Raw genomic sequence first — 17,170 nt, 5'->3', positions numbered from 1 at the left:
AAAAAATCCCTGCTGAAAATTGAAAAGCCTTGCTGTAAATAGCAAGGCTTAAACAGTTATAGTGTAATTCCGAACTTCGAATGTAAAAGATTTGTATATTGCTCGTCTGTAACTTCTTCTTTAGATTTTTTACCGTCTTTTGTTATTGTAAGACTATCTTTTGTTAAAGAAGCGTGTCCGTCATGTGTAAGTTTTACAATAAGAGGTACTTTGTTAAATGGTGAGCCCTCATGTTCAACGATGATTTTTTGTGCTACATTTGCTTGTTCTTCATCCACTTCTTCTATATGAAATGCATAGCCTAATGTCCAATCATCAGTAGAAGATTGATCCAGAAACTCATTGTTTTTACGCATTTCTAAAATGTAATTTCCTTTTTCAGTTGTTTCTTTGCGAATACGATAATCTCCTGTTACTGAGTGAACGACTTCACCTGAGAAAGGAACAGGTGCAAGAGGTAAGTATGATCCGAATCCTACTTCAATTAAATAAAGTTCATGATGATGTTTTAAAACAGTAGCGATATGTCCGGAATCGACAGCCCATATAGAGTTTGCAGCATTATAAACTGTCCCTGAAACTAAATAAACATCCAATCCAAAGTCTTTAAGAAAGTAATACATAGTAGGATTTAGTTCATAACAAAGACCGCCACGGTTGTTTACTAAAATTTTTTCTTTTAAATTCTCTTTTGATATTTCTTTAAAGTTATTTTCGAGAACATTTAAGTTTTCAAATGGAACAGTTTGCGCCATTCTATACATAATTTGAGATAAATCTTCAAATGATACGGTTTCTTTTTCTTCTATATGTAAACGTGCGAAAAATTGTTTTTGAAAGTCTGTCATAGAAATCCCTCCGTCATACTTTTATAGATAAATTGTATACAATTTTGAATACGATGTGAATTTTAAACTATGTGGGGGTACTTGTGGAATAGTTGAATTCATATTTTGAAAAATAATGTGAGAGATTAAAAGATTGTTACTTTACTAACTGTAGAACGAATATTATAATAATTTTGAAGAATTATGCAAACGCTTTCTTGAAGGGGATGGTGTAAATATGTTGAAAAGGATTACGGTAGTCTGTTTATTTTTTATTTTGCTTTTTCCTAGTATATATGAGGGAAACAAGGCAGAAGCAGCAACGATAAACAATGGAACACTAATGCAGTATTTTGAGTGGTACGCTCCGAATGATGGGGATCATTGGAATCGTTTGCGTTCTGATGCTGAAAGTTTAGCCCATAAAGGAATCACATCTGTATGGATACCACCTGCATATAAAGGGACTTCGCAAAATGATGTAGGGTATGGGGCCTATGATTTATATGATTTGGGAGAGTTTAATCAAAAAGGAACGGTGCGGACGAAATATGGGACAAAAGCACAGTTGAAATCTGCAATTGACGCTTTACATAAGCAAAACATCGACGTATACGGTGATGTAGTTATGAATCATAAAGGTGGGGCTGATTATACTGAAACCGTAACAGCTGTTGAGGTAGACCGTAACAATCGAAATATTGAAGTATCAGGTGACTATGAAATTAGTGCATGGACAGGTTTTAACTTTCCAGGGCGCAGAGATGCTTATTCTAATTTCAAATGGAAATGGTATCATTTTGACGGAACGGATTGGGATGAAGGAAGAAAATTAAATCGAATTTATAAATTTAGGGGGATAGGTAAAGCGTGGGACTGGGAAGTGTCTAGCGAAAATGGGAATTATGATTATTTGATGTATGCGGATCTTGATTTTGATCATCCTGATGTTGCGAATGAGATGAAAAAATGGGGAATGTGGTATGCGAATGAATTAAATTTAGATGGATTTCGTTTAGATGCTGTTAAACATATTGATCATGAATATTTACGCGATTGGGTAAATCATGTCAGACAGCAAACGGGGAAAGAAATGTTTACAGTAGCAGAATATTGGCAAAATGATATTCAGGCTTTAAACAATTATTTAGCGAAAGTCAATTATAATCAATCTGTGTTTGATGCACCGCTTCATTACAATTTTCATTATGCTTCAACAGGAAATGGGAATTATGATATGAGAAATATTTTAAATGGAACAGTAATGCAAAATCACCCTGCACTCGCAGTTACTCTCGTTGAAAATCATGATTCTCAGCCTGGGCAGTCATTGGAATCTGTAGTAAGTCCGTGGTTTAAACCGTTGGCGTATGCATTTATTTTAACACGTGCAGAGGGCTATCCTTCAGTTTTCTATGGTGATTACTATGGGACAAGCGGAAATAGTAGTTATGAAATTCCAGCGTTAAAAGATAAAATTGATCCGATTTTGACGGCGCGAAAAAACTTTGCATATGGTACGCAGCGTGATTATTTGGACCATCCAGATGTGATTGGCTGGACAAGAGAGGGTGATGGTGTACATGCTAATTCTGGTTTAGCGGCATTAATCTCTGATGGACCAGGAGGATCAAAGTGGATGGATGTTGGAAAGAATAACGCTGGGGAAGTATGGTACGATATTACGGGTAATCAAACAAATACTGTAACAATTAATAAGGATGGATTGGGGCAATTCCAAGTAAGTGGAGGCTCAGTTTCCATATATGTTCAGCAGTAAATTGGTGATGAAAAGAAGAGGTAGACTGAAATATAAGTCTTCCTCTTCTTTTTATATTGTTATCATACCTAAATCTTTATTTTAATAAATGAACTAGTCGACTTTTGAAACAACAAGAGATGCGTTGGAATAAATAATGTCACCCGTGGCTTCTCTTATTCGTACTCGAAGAACATCTCCTTGGTTTAAAGGTAATAGATCAGTTCTGGCGGATGTAGCTCTTACCCCAGACCCACCACCAACTCGTGTTTCAATTGCGAATTGAATGGAATCATTTATTGTAAGGTTTAATGTACTAGACGAAATAGCTTGTATCACAAATACAATTGAAAAGGATACCGAGTACACACCAGTGGTATCAATTGTAATGGAGTTGTCTACTGGGTTTAGAGTAGTTCCACTAACAGGTCCTGGAATTGTCAAATTAACATTTGTATTAACTACTGCTGCAAAACCGATACCTACTGCAGAAGTTATTGTTCCAAATACGGGGAGAATTCCTAAACCGGTTGCTCCAGTGGGACCGGTTATTCCGATTCCGGTAGGTCCTGTAACACCAGTGGGACCAGTTACTCCAATTCCAGTAGGTCCTGTAACACCAGTAGAACCAGTTATTCCAATTCCGGTAAAACCTGTAGCGCCGGTAGGGCCTGTGATTCCAGTAGGTCCGGTAGGGAATGTAAATGGTGGAATGGGTGGTAGTGTGGGGCCAATTAAATTTGGTTCAAGAGCAGGTCCATGTAAAATAATATATTCTTCACTCATATAGTAACCTCCTACGATTGCTTGTCATAATTATTAAATGTATTTGGGCCAGTAAATGACATTCGCAATAGCGGAGGCGCTTATTTAATTTTTCTACAATGAAATTAAAGTTGCTACTTTAAAATTGGATACGATAAAAACCGTACTGTGATTGCTATAGAACTGAATATTAGTATGTTTTTAAAGTGATTTTAATAGATGTTATATTTACTTTACGACAAAATCAATATAGTGTAAAATTACACTATAAGTGTAAAATGATAACTAAAGGGCGTTTTTACACTTGTGATTATTAGGGCTTTCTAAAGCAAGATGATGAGTTTTTATTATTCAAGTCAGCGAAGACAATTTAATGTAGCGGTTATTAGAAGAAGTTCTTTATATAAATCGTAATTTAAAATCCATAATGACATTTCTGTATAGGCAGTAGTAGCAAAAGGAGAGGCAATATGAAAAAAATAAAAATGAAATATAGCATACTGTTTAGCTTATTACTATTAACATCATGTGATATATCGGATGATGAAATTGAACAAACAGCACAACGTTATACAAAAGCTGAGTATGGTATTTCTGTGGAACTAAATCGAATTGAAATACCTAGTCAAGGTAAGGATTTTTTAGGACCAGACACACGAATAGCTTATGTACAGCAAGTAGATGAACCATATTTACAATTTCAAATATGGTTCGATGGACGAATCTCTCCAAAGGTAAATAATGATAACTATAAAATAAAAAAAGGAGCGAATGATTTACGAGAAAGGTTCAATACCTATTATGAAGAAAAAAGGAATAATACTATACTTACTTTCGAGCAAATGCAGACAGGGGATACTGTTTTCGGTAAGAATGAAGAGAAAAAAATAGCGAAGAAACATCCGAAGCATTATGTTACGGCAGTTTTCAAAAGTAATATCTTTTTGGACGTAAACAACCGTGCACATATGGAGACATTAGCTGAGGTTGCAAGAAGTATTCAGGAATTTAATCAAACGATTGAAGATAGTGCGATAAGTGTGGATGATATTACAATTCAGTTGCAAAATGATAATAAGGAGTTATTACAACATATTGCGGTAGATTATATAGTAACGGCTGAAGATGCGAAAAAGACCCTTGAGAAAAAGGTTGATTATATGAAAGTTTTACAATCTACAAGGCAATAGTTTGACACCTTTACTTATTACAAGACATATAGTATGATGATTTCAGTAAATTAGATTTCAATGACTATAATATAAATTAATGAGAGGTGCTTTTTGTGAGTGCGGTAGGTACTAAATAGGAAAAATTTAATGAAATAAATCGGATAAGACCAGGGGATTTTTATGTACATCATACCCCTAATTTTGTCATGGATTTATTTCGGAACCTATGAAGATACCTACAATACTTTATAAAGCGTGTAATAAGGGGATTGCCATCTGTTTTTTATGGCTTATTTCCTCATATATAATTACACTTGCCTTGTAAATGTAAAAGCTGCGGTATCCCCGCAGCTTTTTTGTATATATTTTTAGTGTATAAAAATGGTGATTAAATAATGTAGGGCTCATTGGAATCTAATGAGTAGGTATCTTCATTTATGATAGAAATCAATCATAGTGAGGAGAAACAAAATGAATACGATGACTTTTGAAAAGTTACAATATAACGAATTAATGGAAATAGTGAAATCATATTGTGTAAGTGGATTAGGTAAGGAATTATTAAATAAATTAGAGCCGAGTACAAGTATAAAAGTAGTGAGAAATCGCTTAAATGAAACGACAGAAGCACGAGCTATAGTAGATGCAGAAGGGCATGTTCCTTTCTTCGGAATTTCCAATATCGCTAGTACAATTCAAAAATTAGAAAAAGGGATGATTTTAGACCCAGCAGAGTTAGTGAGCGTTTCAGACTTTTTACGTGGGTGCCGAAAGATTAAAAAGTTTATGCTAGATAAAGAATTCTTTGCTCCAGTATTAGCCTCTTATGCAAATTCAATGACTGAATTTAAAAGTGTCGAAGAAGAAATTAACTTTTCGATTAAAGGAAATAACATTGATGCGGCGGCTAGTAAAGAGTTAAAACGGATTCGAAATAACATTGATTCTGTTGATGGAAAAATAAAAGAACGTTTAACGAAGTTTTTAAATAGTAGTGCAAATAAGAAGTATATTCAGGAATTCTTTATTAGTAAAAAGGATGATCGCTATACGATTCCAATCAAATCTACCTATAAAAATCAAGTTGCCGGGAGTATCGTTGAAGCTTCGGCTAAAGGTTCTACTGTATTTATAGAACCACATACGGTTACAAAGTTAAATGCGGAGCTCGCAAGTTTGAAAGCAGAAGAAGCGATGGAAGAGTATCAAATTTTAGCGACTTTATCAGGAATGGTATTAGAAAATATTTATCATATAAAAATTAATATGGAATTGATTAGTCAATATGATATGGTATTTGCGAAAGCGAAGTTCAGTAAATCAATCGATGGAATAGAGCCGAAATTAAATGATCATGGCTACATTCATTTAGTGAATTGTAAGCACCCGCTTTTAAGTGGGAAAGTAGTACCATTAAACTTTGAAATCGGTCAAAGCTATCGAAGTTTAATTATTACAGGACCAAATGCGGGCGGGAAAACAATTGTGCTAAAAACAATCGGATTGTTAACATTAGCGACAATGTCAGGCCTTCATATCGCTGGAGATAAAGAAACAGAAATTGCTATTTTCGAAAATGTATTTGTAGACATTGGTGATAATCAAAGTATCGAAAATGCACTAAGTACATTTTCGTCTCATATGAAAAATCTTTCTGAAATCATGAGGATGTCAAATAATAATACGTTACTGTTATTTGACGAAATAGGAAGCGGTACAGAACCGAATGAAGGTGCGGCGCTTGCGATATCTATTTTAGAAGAATTTTACCTTGCGGGATGTATTACAATTGCAAGTACGCATTACGGTGAAATTAAACGCTTTTCAGAAATGCATGGTGATTTTATGAACGCAGCAATGCAATTTAATAGTGAGACACTAGAGCCACTTTATAAATTAGTGATCGGTAAATCAGGTGAAAGTAATGCACTTTGGATTGCGAATAAAATGAATGTGAGAGAACATGTACTGCAAAGAGCGAAAGAGTATATGGGAAATAAAGAATACGCTCTAGAAAAAGTGAATGAAAGTAAAATTAGAAAACCGAAATTCGTGCAGGAAAAAAGAGAAGAGCACCATGAATACAGAAAAGGCGACCGTGTGAAATTGTTAGATCATAACGATTTCGGGATTGTATATAAGGAAAAAGATAATTTCTATAATGTCGTTGTATATTATAACGGTGAATTCGTTGAAGTGAATGTAAAACGTATTACTTTAGAGGTAGCGGCGAAAGAATTATACCCAGAAGGATATGATTTAAATACACTATTTGTTGATTATAAAGAAAGAAAAATGCAGCATGATATTGAGCGCGGATCGAAAAAAGCGCTTCGTAAAATTGAAAAGGAAATAAGAAAGAATAGAGGGTAAGTTAAAATGGTAGCAATTAGACAAGAACAAAAAAACGATTATAGAAAAACAGAAGAAGTTGTACAACAAGCATTTTTAAGTGAAGAATTTAGTGATAAAAAAGAACATGAACTTGTAAAACGTATTAGAGAATGTGACGCGTTTGTTCCAGAGTTATCTATCGTTGCGGTAGATGAAGAAATAGTTGGTCACATTATGTTATCAAAAATTACAATAGAAAAAGATGGAGCGTCTGTAGAATCATTAGCGCTTGCGCCAGTGTCGGTTGCTAGGGGCCATCAGAAAAGAGGAATTGGCGGGAAACTTATTGTAGCTGCATTAGAAAAAGCGAAAGAACTTGGATATGGATCGGTTGTTGTGTTAGGGCATCCAGAATACTATCCGAAATTTGGTTTTAAGAAAGCAAGTGAGTGGAATATAAAAGCGCCATTTGAAGTGCCTGAAGAAGTGTTTATGGTAATGGAATTAACAGAAAATGCTCTTGAAGGTGTAGAAGGAATTGTACAATATTCGAGTGCTTTTGCTGAGTAGGGGTATCAGTTAAGAAGTGTAATCATAAAATACGCTACCTTTTTGTAGGAATATACAGAAAGGTAGCTTTTTTATTAAACGAATCTACTTACATATATTTTGCTCAATGAATAATTAAGGTGGTAAAATTGATATAGAAATGTAAAGGGAGAGAATAAAATGAATAAGCGAGAAAAAGATAGCAATGAGAATGTAGTTACGTTATATGTTACGAGACACGGTAAAACAATATTAAATACGAATCATCGCGCGCAAGGTTGGGCAGACTCTCCGTTAGTAGAAAAAGGTGTGGAAGTTGCCACAAATTTAGGAACGGGATTAAAAGATATTCATTTTACAAATGCGTATAGTAGTGATAGCGGCCGAGCGATTGAAACTGCTAATTTAGTATTAAAATATAGTGAGCAATCAAAATTGAAACTTGAGAAAAGGAAAGATTTACGAGAATTAAATTTTGGTATTTTTGAAGGTGAAAAGCTTGAAAATATGTGGGATGTGGTTGGAAAAGCTGCGGGCGTTGCATCACCAGAAGAACTCATGAAGTTTTCTATTCAAGAAGTGATTAATCTTATTAGAGCAGCAGACCCTACGAAACAGGCGGAAGATTGGGAATTATTTTCTACTCGTATAAAAGCAGAGATTGATAAAATTAGTGAAGAAGCTGCTGGAAATGGTGGCGGTAATGTTTTAGTTGTCGTTCATGGGCTTTTGATTACAACCTTAATAGAAATGTTAGACAGTAGCAAAACAAAACTTGGAGTGGAAAATGCTAGTGTGACGAAGATTGTATATCAAGATGGAACATATACAGTCGAGTCGGTTGGAGATATGAGTTATGTTGCAAAAGGGAAAGAAAGTGTAGAAATATAATTATATCTCAAATAGAAATAAGAAAACGAAGATAGAAAGATCTTAATGAAATCTCTTTAGGGTGAGTTTTACTCAAAATAACAAATAAGTTCGTATGCCTTTTCGCATAAGCGGAAGGGTCTTTTTTTATTGATTTAAATCACTTTTCGTTGACTTTGTACCAAAAACAGTACCACTTTCAACATAAAGTAAGAGTGTACAATGATTTATGTTACAGTTGATTAGAATAGGTGTATAAAATCTTGGTTGAGTAGTAATGTAAAGAGAATCGCAACTGTTTCAGATAGATTTTCAAAATGGGGGGAAGTAATGGATTTTCAAGATTTGATGGAATTTAAAGGATATATATATTTAAACAAATTGTTTGAACCTGAAGAAAATTCACTGAAGGTACTTATTGATAGGTGTAAAGTTAACAAAACTAAGGGACTCGCGAAAATTACAGATGAGGTTGAAATAGAAGCATCATCCATTGATGTTGATGACAATCTGCCAATTGTTCAATTGGATTTTGACTCGTATATTGCTTACTCCGTTACTAATGAATCGTTTACTGTAATGGATGACTACGAAATTTCAGAAGGTAGAATTTTTAGAGTTTACTCAAAATCAAAATATTTAGATTTTGTTAAAGCAGGAACGATTGCTGAATTTATATTTCCTGAAGAGCAGTTCATTCACTATCAAATTCCTTGTTTGAACCATATAATCGACATTATTTCATATGATGAGCCGGAAATTACTGAAATAAAAAGAAACGAATAAAATTCCATAATAAAAGAGCATCGTAATCGATGCTCTTTTATATGTTTATTTTTCCTTTTTAAATTGGAACGATTACGGGATTAATAAAATCTTCCCTGTACTTTTTCTGCTCTCTAATAATTCATGAGCACGGGCACCATCTTGTAAAGAGAATGTCCTAGGACTCGCGATATTTAATTTTCCTGCAGTGATCCAATCAAATAATTGAGTAGAGCGTTGCTTGCGTTCTTCATACGTAGTAAGAACGTTCCAAAGGTCTCCGCCAGTTAAAGTTTTTGAAGTATCCATAAGCATACGTGGATCTACAGGCGCAGGATTACCACCAGCCATTCCGTAAAATACAACGGTACCACCAATTTTAGTAGCGCTAAAGCTTTCCTCTAATGTAGAACCTACTGATTCATATACTACATTTACGCCAGCACTACTAGTCATTTCAAGTACTTTCGTATGCCAGGATTCAGTATATAAAAATACGTGATCGGCGCCGGCTAACGTAGCTACCTGTACTTTTTCTTTTGATGATGTTAGACCAATTACTTTTCCGCCTTGTAATTTAATCATCTGAACGAGAAGTTGACCAACACCGCCAGCCGCAGCGTGTACTAAAGCTATATCACCTTGTTTTATTTGATAGCTATCTTTTGTTAAATAGTGTGCAGTTAATCCTTGTAATAATACAGAAGCAGCTGTTTCAAAAGAGATAGATTCAGGAAGTGGAATTGCTTTCTCTGATGGAACAGCTACTAGTTCTGCGTTTGCAAATGGGACATCAGCAAATGCAATACGGTCTCCAGGATGGATAGTAGTAACTTCAGCACCTACTTTTTCAACAATCCCAGCGCCTTCATAACCTAATATATAAGGCGGATTGCCAGCGAGATGATAATCGCCGCGGCGTCTATAAATATCAGCGAAATTTAAACCGATTGCTTTCGTGCGAACAAGAATTTCATTTGGATTTATGATTGGATCATGTATTTCTTTATATTGTAGTACATCAGCGTTTCCGAATGTTTCGAAACAAAGTGCTTTCATATGGAATACCTCCATTATATTGTTTGTCGATGCTCTTTATCATACAATATAAATATCAATAGACAAAGAGGATTATTTCGATGGAATCAATCGGAAATACTGATTGAAAAGAGGGATGATAAATGGAGATAAAACAATTAATTACATTTAAAGTAGCAGCGGACACTTTGAATTTTACGCAAACTGCGAAGAAATTGAACTTTGCTCAGTCGAGCGTGACAGCGCAAATTAAAACGTTAGAGGCAGATCTTGGTACACCATTATTTGAAAGATTAGGAAAACGTCTTTTCTTAACTGAAGCGGGCAGGAAGTTTCAACTATATGCCGACAAGATGATTGCACTTAGTAACGAAGCGAAAATGGCAGTGAAAGATGATGAGGAAATAGCAGGTACGTTAATAATCGGTGCACAAGAGAGTCAATGTACATATAGACTTCCTTCTATATTAAAGAGGTTTAAAGCACAATTTCCTCAAATAAAGCTTATATTTAAACCCGCACATTCCAATAAAGATGCGAAAGAACAATTGATGGAGGGAAAAGTCGATCTTGCATTTATTTTGGACGAATGTAAAACAGAAGATGCTTTACATGTGGAGCCGCTTATGAAAGAAGAATTAAAAGTAGTAGCTGCTCCAGGGCATCGTTTATTTGAACAAACTTCCGTTTCTATAAAAGATTTAGAGAGGGAAACACTTTTGTTAACAGAACTAGGGTGCTCGTATCGAACTTTATTTGAAGAGCTGTTTCGTACGGAAGATGTGTATCCAGCAAATAAGATTGAGTTTGTTAGTATAGAGGCAATTAAACAATGCGTTATTGCAGATTTAGGTATAGCGGTTTTACCGGCGATAGTAGTAGAAAAAGATATACGAGAGGGAACGATAAAAGAATTACATCTAGAAAATACTATCAATCCGATTTATACACAAATTGCTTGGCATAAAGATAAATGGATGACATCGCCGTTACGGCAATTTATTGAGGTAACGAGGGAGTCTTTTAATTAACAGGTGTTATAGGTGAGCAAGTAATATAATAAACGATTAACTTATTTACGGAAAGAAAGAGCATGTTTTGAAAAAGATTAATCAAAACGTGCTCTTTCTTTTTGTGTTTATTAAGTATAGTTGCAGTAATTAACTAACTAAGGTCTGTATCAGGAGGTGTGTATCCAAGGTGACGAGCCATTGATACGATTTGTCCTTTATGATGAAACTCATGTGTCTCCGTATGAGTTAAAAGCCATAGCGGAGTTGTACTCCAAGGTTCTTTTTGCCATTTCACTTCATTTGCTATATTTTCGAGCCAACGGTCATTGTATTCATCTAAAAAACGTTGTACAGTTTCATCTACTAACTTAAATCTAGCACGGACCTTCGTGACATCTGCATGCTCAATTTCATAATCACTAGCAAATGAAAAATCTGCTCGCTTTTGTTTGAATGCGAATGATCCAAGCCAGTATCGATAGCAATCGGCTACATGAATATGCGTCTTTATAATACTACCGCTTCCGAAATTCGGAACAGTGCTATGTAATTTTTCTAGTGAGATTTCTTCCAAAAACGAAAATAGAGTTTCTCTTGTAGAGCTAATAAGATTATATTGTTGTTTTAAAACATGTAACATGCAACTACACTCCTCTTTTATTTACTAAACTATTTGTGTAGTAAGTAATTCTATATTTACGAGAGGTGAACCTTTTTATTATTTTTACTAAGCATATTAGATGTGTTTTTTAATTGTTTCTGATAGATTAAACAAGGTGAAACTTTAATAAGTTTAACATTCTTAGTTCATAATAAATAGTACATCAAGAAGGGGAACGATAAAATGAATAGACTAGTTGGCTTAAAACAATTTGAAATAACGCGCGGGGCATTACTTAAATTTATGGAAACATTAGATGATAAAACTGCGGATACGCAGCCGGATGGCTTTAACAATACAATTCGTTGGCACATTGGTCACGTGTTAACAGCAGCGGAAACATTCATGTTCGGAAGAGAGTTTAAACAATTACCAACGGAATATCCAGGTATGTTTGGATATGGATCAAGACCATCTAAATGGAAAACAGAAGGACCATCGTTAGAAGTGTTAACGGCCCAATTAAAAGAACAAGCAAAACGTATTAACGAAATTCCAGCAGAAGCATTTGAAAATAAACTTCCAGAGCTATTTTTAGGGTTGGAAACAGTTGGAGAGCTTTACGGTATGATGCTTTATCATGAAGCAGACCATATTGGGCAAATGAAGGCGATGGAACGTATTATTAAGGCTCTTTAGTTTGAATTGCATATAAAAAACGAAATTACAGATGTTTTGTCAAAATTGAGGTGTAAGTAGTTACAACCTTATTTTTCACAATACAGGTGTAATTTGAAATAATATATAAACAAAAAGGGTAGATAATTTATTATCTATCTTTTTTTGTTTTTGAACTTCTTGAAGGATTATGAACGCTTACCATCGTGATACTGATGAAGTAGGGATAGTTATTATTTTTTGTTTTACATAATAGAAAAATATTGAAGATAATACAGAAATAAGGTTGCAAAATCCGTATGAAATAGGGTATTCCTAAATATGGAATATACGTATAATAAAAGAGAGGAACTAGAAAATGGGGGAATACTATGATTACATTGGAACAAAAGTTGGAGCAATACACACATACATATGCACAGTTAAAGGGAGAACTAAAATGGAAAACGAGTGATTCTCGAACAGGAATGATGATTGCTGCTATGTATGCAAGTAGTGATAAATTGTTTGATCTCAGACGTTTTTTAGAAATTAGTAGTTATATTAAGAATCAGGTAGGGATGTTTTCATACTTAAAGTCTTATCATCGCTTTGTAGTGGCTGCAACTTTAGATATTCACTTTACAGATTACAAGGAAGCTTTTCGGAATTTTTTAGATTTATATGAACAATTGGTCGCTGGTGGTTTTAGCCGAAGTATATTTACCTATCTCGCAGCAGCTGTGCTTTTAACAGAAGAAAATGAACAGCATGGCACGCACATTCAACGTTCGATGCAAGTATATAAACGCATGAAAGAGGATCATCTTTTTCTTACTGGTACAAATGATTATCCGCTCGCGGTTTTACTAGCAGGACAATCAGAGAATGTAGAAACACTTATGGACCGAGTGGAACGTCTTTATCAGAAACTAGCGAAAGCTGGTTTGCGTAAAGGGAATGATCTTCAGTTTTTAAGTCATATTCTTTCATTAAAGAAGGATGTCCGTGAAGAAATGTTAGTTGCAACATGTACAAACATATGGAATTTGTTAAAACAAGAAAAGGTAAAAGTGAAACAGATGCATTATCCAGCAATCGGGCTACTAGCGTTACTTGAGGATGGAGAAAAAGAGATTCATTCTATTAAAGAATTGATTGAAAAATTGCGGGGGGAGAAATTATTCCGTTGGCATACAGATACGAATATTCTTATTGCTATTCAACTGTTCGTAAGTCAGAAAGGTGAGGAAAGTAAAGCTACCAACACAGGTTTACAAACTATGATAGAAGTCCTCATACAAGCACAACAAGCAGCTATGATGGCAACGATTGCCGCTTCCTCTGCAGCAACCTCTACTGCTAGTAGTGGTTCATAATGTGCAACTGCTTATGCTCTTGTAAATTATGATGAACCTATAATGCCTTTGATCCCGCATTAACGGGCAGTAAAATCCCCACCTGAAAATTCAGCGAAAGCAAAGAAGTTAGGTGGGGGATCAACTGCCCGTAAAAGTCCGATTGGTTCAACTAATAATCAGTGGGGATGAACAAAACCCCCACTGATTAAAGTTTCACTTTATGAGGACGGTTTAAAAAATATTATTAAAAAAGCCCATCACTCTCTAATGAGTGATGGGCTAACTGTTTTTGCAGAGTGGATTTCTTTTTTATTGGACAAGTAGGGAAGATAAGTTGTTTTTTAATTTTTTTACATAAGCAGTATCACCTTTTCGACTCCTTCAAATGTTTGAGTTGTGCAACAATCATAATGCTAATAACAACGAGTAAGAACCAGGAGCTAATTTTGCTTAAGTGAACGAGATTCCATGCTTCACGTTGATTTGGATATTGCCATGCTCCGAAGAAGGTAGCGATGTTTTCCACAATCCAAATAAAGAATCCGATTAGGAAAAATGAGAGAACGAGCGGCATTTTATATGTAACTCCTTGTAAGGAAAACTCCACAAAAGTTCCAGAGAATACAATGAATAAAAGTAAAGTTAATACCCATCTAAAATCGTATAGAAAATGGTGTGTGAAAAAATTGAAGTAAATCATAGCTCCTAATGGCACGGCAAAAATAGCCCTCGGCCAATGATGCATTTGTAAATGTAATCTTCTCCAAGCTTGGCATATGTAACTTGCGACACTTGCGTACATAAAACCGCTGTAAAGTGGAACTCCAAAAATCTTCGAATATGCCTCTTCAGGATAACTCCATGAACCGAAATGTACTTTATATATTTCTAGTAAAAGGCCGATGAGATGGAAGACAGTAATTACTTTTAGTTCGTCTTTTGTTTCAAGACCTGTCTTGTACATAATCCATTGCATCAGAAGACATACGATGAGTATGAAATCATACCGGTATAACCCTGGAATCAAAATGATTTTTGAAAGGGCTAGTGTTAAAAAAATAACGACTGGGAATAAGCAAGATAATGCTTGTTCGTAAGTGAAATAGAGTAGTTGTTTTACATAAAACATTGTGTCACCTTCAAATTTTTTATTAGAAAAATCAAAATAATGACTAAGTATACTACAATTTCAAAAATATAACAGTATTCTATTTTGCATGTATTTGTAAGTTTTGGAACGAGATTGTAATAAGTGTTTTTCATATTTTAACAAAGTAAAAAAATAGTTTGCTATTTAAAAAAAGTGGGGATATAATATCTAAATGAAAATGATAATTATTATCAATAATGATTATAAATAAAAAATAATTATAAAAAACAACTGAATATAAAGGATGAAATGAAACATGTTACATAAGTCTACTGTACATGCTGGCAATAATCGCTGGATACATATTAAGTTCGTATGTTTCATGAGCTTAACAATTTTATGTTTAATTGGATCTATATTTTTAGCTATTGCATTCGGGGCAAAGGATATTCATTTGCAAACGGTGTGGGCAGCGGTTTTTGATTATAATCCGAAATTAACGCAGCATCAAATTATTTATGAATTAAGGCTTCCGAGGGTAATTGGTGCGGCAGTTGTAGGAGCAGCTTTTGCAGTCGCTGGGGCTGTAATGCAAGGAGTAACACGAAATCCTTTAGCTGATGCAGGGGTGCTCGGAATAAATGCAGGTGCGATGTTTGTAGTAGCACTTAGTTTTGCTTTTTTCCCGCATATGCCGTATTCCTACTTAATGATTGTTTCCTTTATTGGAGCAGTTTTAAGTACCGTACTCATTTTTATTATTGGATCAGCAACATCAGGCGGATTAACACCGATGAGGTTAACAATTGCAGGAGCAGTTATGGCAGCGCTTTTACACTCATTAAGTTCAGGTATTGCAATTTATTATGATTTAAGCCAAGATTTAGCGTTTTGGTTTGCTGGTGGTGTTGCGGGGGTGAAGTGGGAACACTTGAAATTTTTAGTGCCTATTATTCTCATAACGATTGTTTTTGCTACAGTGCTAGGGCGATCTATTTCACTCATATCAATGGGGGATGATGTTGCTACGAATTTAGGTGTGAAAACGAACCGTACGAGAATACTTGGGATAATTATAGTAGTCATTCTTGCAGGTGTGTCTGTTTCAGCTGTTGGTTCCATTGGATTTGTAGGACTTGTCATTCCGCACATCGCTAGAAAATTAGTAGGTGTTAATTATCGGCTTATTATTCCTATGTCAGCATTATTAGGAGCTATGTTATTGGTGTTAGCTGATTTAGGGGCAAGAACAGTAAATCCTCCTAAAGAACTTGCGATAGGAATTATGGTAGCTCTTGTTGGAGTTCCGTTCTTCCTCTATATAGCACGTAAAGTTGGGAGTGAGCTATAAGTGACGAATCTTTTTAACACGGATAAAAAGAGAGCTATTACTGTAACTACAATTTTCGGGTGTATAAGTATCGCTGTAATTTTGATTAGTTTAAATACAGGTACGCTGAGCATTGCACCGCTCAAAGTGATTCAAACGCTTTTTGGTTATGGTGATTTTGAGAGTGCAACCGTGCTGTACGATTATCGTATGCCAAGAATAATTATTACAATGTTAGCAGGTATTGGCCTTGGGGTTTCCGGTGCGATTTTGCAAGGGTTATCTCGTAATGCACTCGCAGATCCTGGTATTCTCGGATTACATTCGGGTGCATCTTTCGGGCTTATTGTATTTGTTACTCTCTTTCATTCTATTAACGAGAGTGCATCGGTTTTAATACCGTTATTTACATTTGGCGGAGGAGTGTTAGCTGCATTTCTTATTGTTTTGCTTGCGAGTGATCGGTCAAAAGGTTTACTTCCCATTAGACTCATTCTTGTTGGTATTGCAGTTTCAGCTGGTTTTAGTGCACTTTCGTTATTTTTCTCGCTCAAGTTAAATGATGAGACGTATACGTTCGCTTCTAGGTGGCTAGTTGGTAATGTGTGGGGAAGAGATTGGATTCATGTTCTAGCATTATTACCTTGGATTTTGATACTAACCCCGTATGCATGGCTAAAATCAAAAACGTTAAACGCATTGTCATTAGGTGATAGTGTAGCGGCAGGACTTGGTGTTTCTGTTCAAAAAGAACGGTTACTACTTTTAGCTACAGCGGTAGGGTTGTCTTGTGCAAGTGTATCAATGGCAGGGGGAATTGGCTTTATCGGCTTAGTTTCTCCGCATATTGCAAGGAAGTTAGTAGGTAGTACATATCAGCACTTCCTACCGCTAGCTGGCATTATTGGAATGATTATTTTAGTACTCGCAGATACGATAGGTCGTTCTGTATTCGAGCCAAACTCTATTCCGGCTGGCGTAGTAGTAGCGGCTTTAGGAGCACCGTATTTTCTTTATTTACTTACAAAAACAAAATAAA

Annotated in this window: 16 protein-coding genes; 11 read left to right on the top strand and 5 right to left on the bottom strand. The window is 35.2% G+C overall.

Annotated elements, in window-relative coordinates; all coding sequences use genetic code 11:
* Positions 1-56: 56 nt before the first annotated feature.
* On the bottom strand, positions 57-848 hold the full coding sequence (locus JDS80_RS07435) for an arylamine N-acetyltransferase family protein (RefSeq protein ID WP_199637800.1): 792 nt from the start codon (positions 846-848) through the stop codon (positions 57-59).
* Positions 849-1,065: 217 nt separating this feature from the next.
* Here JDS80_RS07435 and amyS point away from each other — a divergent pair, with 217 nt between their 5' ends.
* On the top strand, positions 1,066-2,607 hold the full coding sequence (gene amyS, locus JDS80_RS07430) for an alpha-amylase (protein ID WP_199637798.1): 1,542 nt from the start codon (positions 1,066-1,068) through the stop codon (positions 2,605-2,607).
* A gap of 93 nt (positions 2,608-2,700) precedes the next feature.
* Here amyS and betA read toward each other — a convergent pair whose 3' ends face one another.
* On the bottom strand, positions 2,701-3,372 hold the full coding sequence (gene betA, locus JDS80_RS07425; RefSeq protein WP_199637796.1) for a collagen-like exosporium glycoprotein BetA: 672 nt from the start codon (positions 3,370-3,372) through the stop codon (positions 2,701-2,703).
* Between the two features lie 449 nt (positions 3,373-3,821).
* Between betA and JDS80_RS07420 the strand changes: the two genes are divergently transcribed.
* The 5 genes from JDS80_RS07420 (at position 3,822) to JDS80_RS07400 (ending at position 9,062) form a co-directional block, all read left to right on the top strand.
* A complete protein-coding gene (locus tag JDS80_RS07420) occupies positions 3,822-4,541 on the top strand; it encodes a hypothetical protein (RefSeq protein WP_199637794.1) in 720 nt (239 codons plus the stop codon).
* A 453-nt stretch (positions 4,542-4,994) separates the two neighbouring features.
* Positions 4,995-6,896, top strand: coding sequence for an endonuclease MutS2 (locus tag JDS80_RS07415; RefSeq protein ID WP_199637792.1), 1,902 nt, complete (start codon positions 4,995-4,997; stop codon positions 6,894-6,896).
* Between the two features lie 6 nt (positions 6,897-6,902).
* Positions 6,903-7,427 carry a GNAT family N-acetyltransferase gene (locus JDS80_RS07410; protein ID WP_199637790.1) on the top strand — a complete coding sequence of 175 codons (525 nt, stop codon included), beginning with the start codon at positions 6,903-6,905 and terminating at the stop codon, positions 7,425-7,427.
* 159 nt (positions 7,428-7,586) lie between these two features.
* Positions 7,587-8,297: a histidine phosphatase family protein gene (locus tag JDS80_RS07405; protein ID WP_071747575.1), complete on the top strand. Its 711-nt coding sequence runs from the start codon at positions 7,587-7,589 to the stop codon at positions 8,295-8,297.
* Positions 8,298-8,606: 309 nt separating this feature from the next.
* The gene (locus JDS80_RS07400; protein ID WP_199637788.1) at positions 8,607-9,062 is read left to right on the top strand and encodes a hypothetical protein; all 456 of its coding nucleotides are present in this window, start codon (positions 8,607-8,609) and stop codon (positions 9,060-9,062) included.
* Between the two features lie 72 nt (positions 9,063-9,134).
* Here the strand turns inward: JDS80_RS07400 and JDS80_RS07395 are convergent, their stop codons facing one another.
* Positions 9,135-10,100, bottom strand: coding sequence for a quinone oxidoreductase family protein (locus tag JDS80_RS07395; RefSeq protein WP_199637786.1), 966 nt, complete (start codon positions 10,098-10,100; stop codon positions 9,135-9,137).
* 122 nt (positions 10,101-10,222) lie between these two features.
* On the opposite strand from JDS80_RS07395, the gene JDS80_RS07390 reads away from it, so the two are divergent.
* The gene (locus JDS80_RS07390) at positions 10,223-11,110 is read left to right on the top strand and encodes a LysR family transcriptional regulator (protein ID WP_199637784.1); all 888 of its coding nucleotides are present in this window, start codon (positions 10,223-10,225) and stop codon (positions 11,108-11,110) included.
* Between the two features lie 133 nt (positions 11,111-11,243).
* On the opposite strand, the gene JDS80_RS07385 is transcribed toward JDS80_RS07390, so the two are convergent.
* Positions 11,244-11,732: a DinB family protein gene (locus tag JDS80_RS07385; protein WP_071747571.1), complete on the bottom strand. Its 489-nt coding sequence runs from the start codon at positions 11,730-11,732 to the stop codon at positions 11,244-11,246.
* Positions 11,733-11,936: 204 nt separating this feature from the next.
* Here JDS80_RS07385 and JDS80_RS07380 point away from each other — a divergent pair, with 204 nt between their 5' ends.
* Together JDS80_RS07380 and JDS80_RS07375 are read left to right on the top strand one after the other, a co-directional pair.
* Complete coding sequence (locus tag JDS80_RS07380) at positions 11,937-12,392, top strand: DinB family protein (protein ID WP_199637782.1); 456 nt, start codon at positions 11,937-11,939, stop codon at positions 12,390-12,392.
* A gap of 350 nt (positions 12,393-12,742) precedes the next feature.
* Positions 12,743-13,729: a DUF4003 domain-containing protein gene (locus JDS80_RS07375; RefSeq protein ID WP_199637780.1), complete on the top strand. Its 987-nt coding sequence runs from the start codon at positions 12,743-12,745 to the stop codon at positions 13,727-13,729.
* 346 nt (positions 13,730-14,075) lie between these two features.
* Here the strand turns inward: JDS80_RS07375 and JDS80_RS07370 are convergent, their stop codons facing one another.
* Positions 14,076-14,840 (bottom strand): DUF817 domain-containing protein, encoded by a 765-nt coding sequence (locus JDS80_RS07370; RefSeq protein ID WP_199637778.1) that lies wholly within the window; start codon positions 14,838-14,840, stop codon positions 14,076-14,078.
* A gap of 277 nt (positions 14,841-15,117) precedes the next feature.
* On the opposite strand from JDS80_RS07370, the gene JDS80_RS07365 reads away from it, so the two are divergent.
* On the top strand, positions 15,118-16,152 hold the full coding sequence (locus JDS80_RS07365; RefSeq protein WP_199637776.1) for a FecCD family ABC transporter permease: 1,035 nt from the start codon (positions 15,118-15,120) through the stop codon (positions 16,150-16,152).
* A complete protein-coding gene (locus tag JDS80_RS07360) occupies positions 16,153-17,169 on the top strand; it encodes a FecCD family ABC transporter permease (protein WP_071747566.1) in 1,017 nt (338 codons plus the stop codon).
* The last annotated feature ends 1 nt before the right edge of the window (position 17,170 follow it).

Source organism: Bacillus cereus group sp. N8, from assembly GCF_016483685.1.
Classification (GTDB): domain Bacteria; phylum Bacillota; class Bacilli; order Bacillales; family Bacillaceae_G; genus Bacillus_A; species Bacillus_A proteolyticus.
Note: the sequence above shows the minus strand (reverse complement) of the source record. Positions and strands in the feature narration are given on the sequence as shown.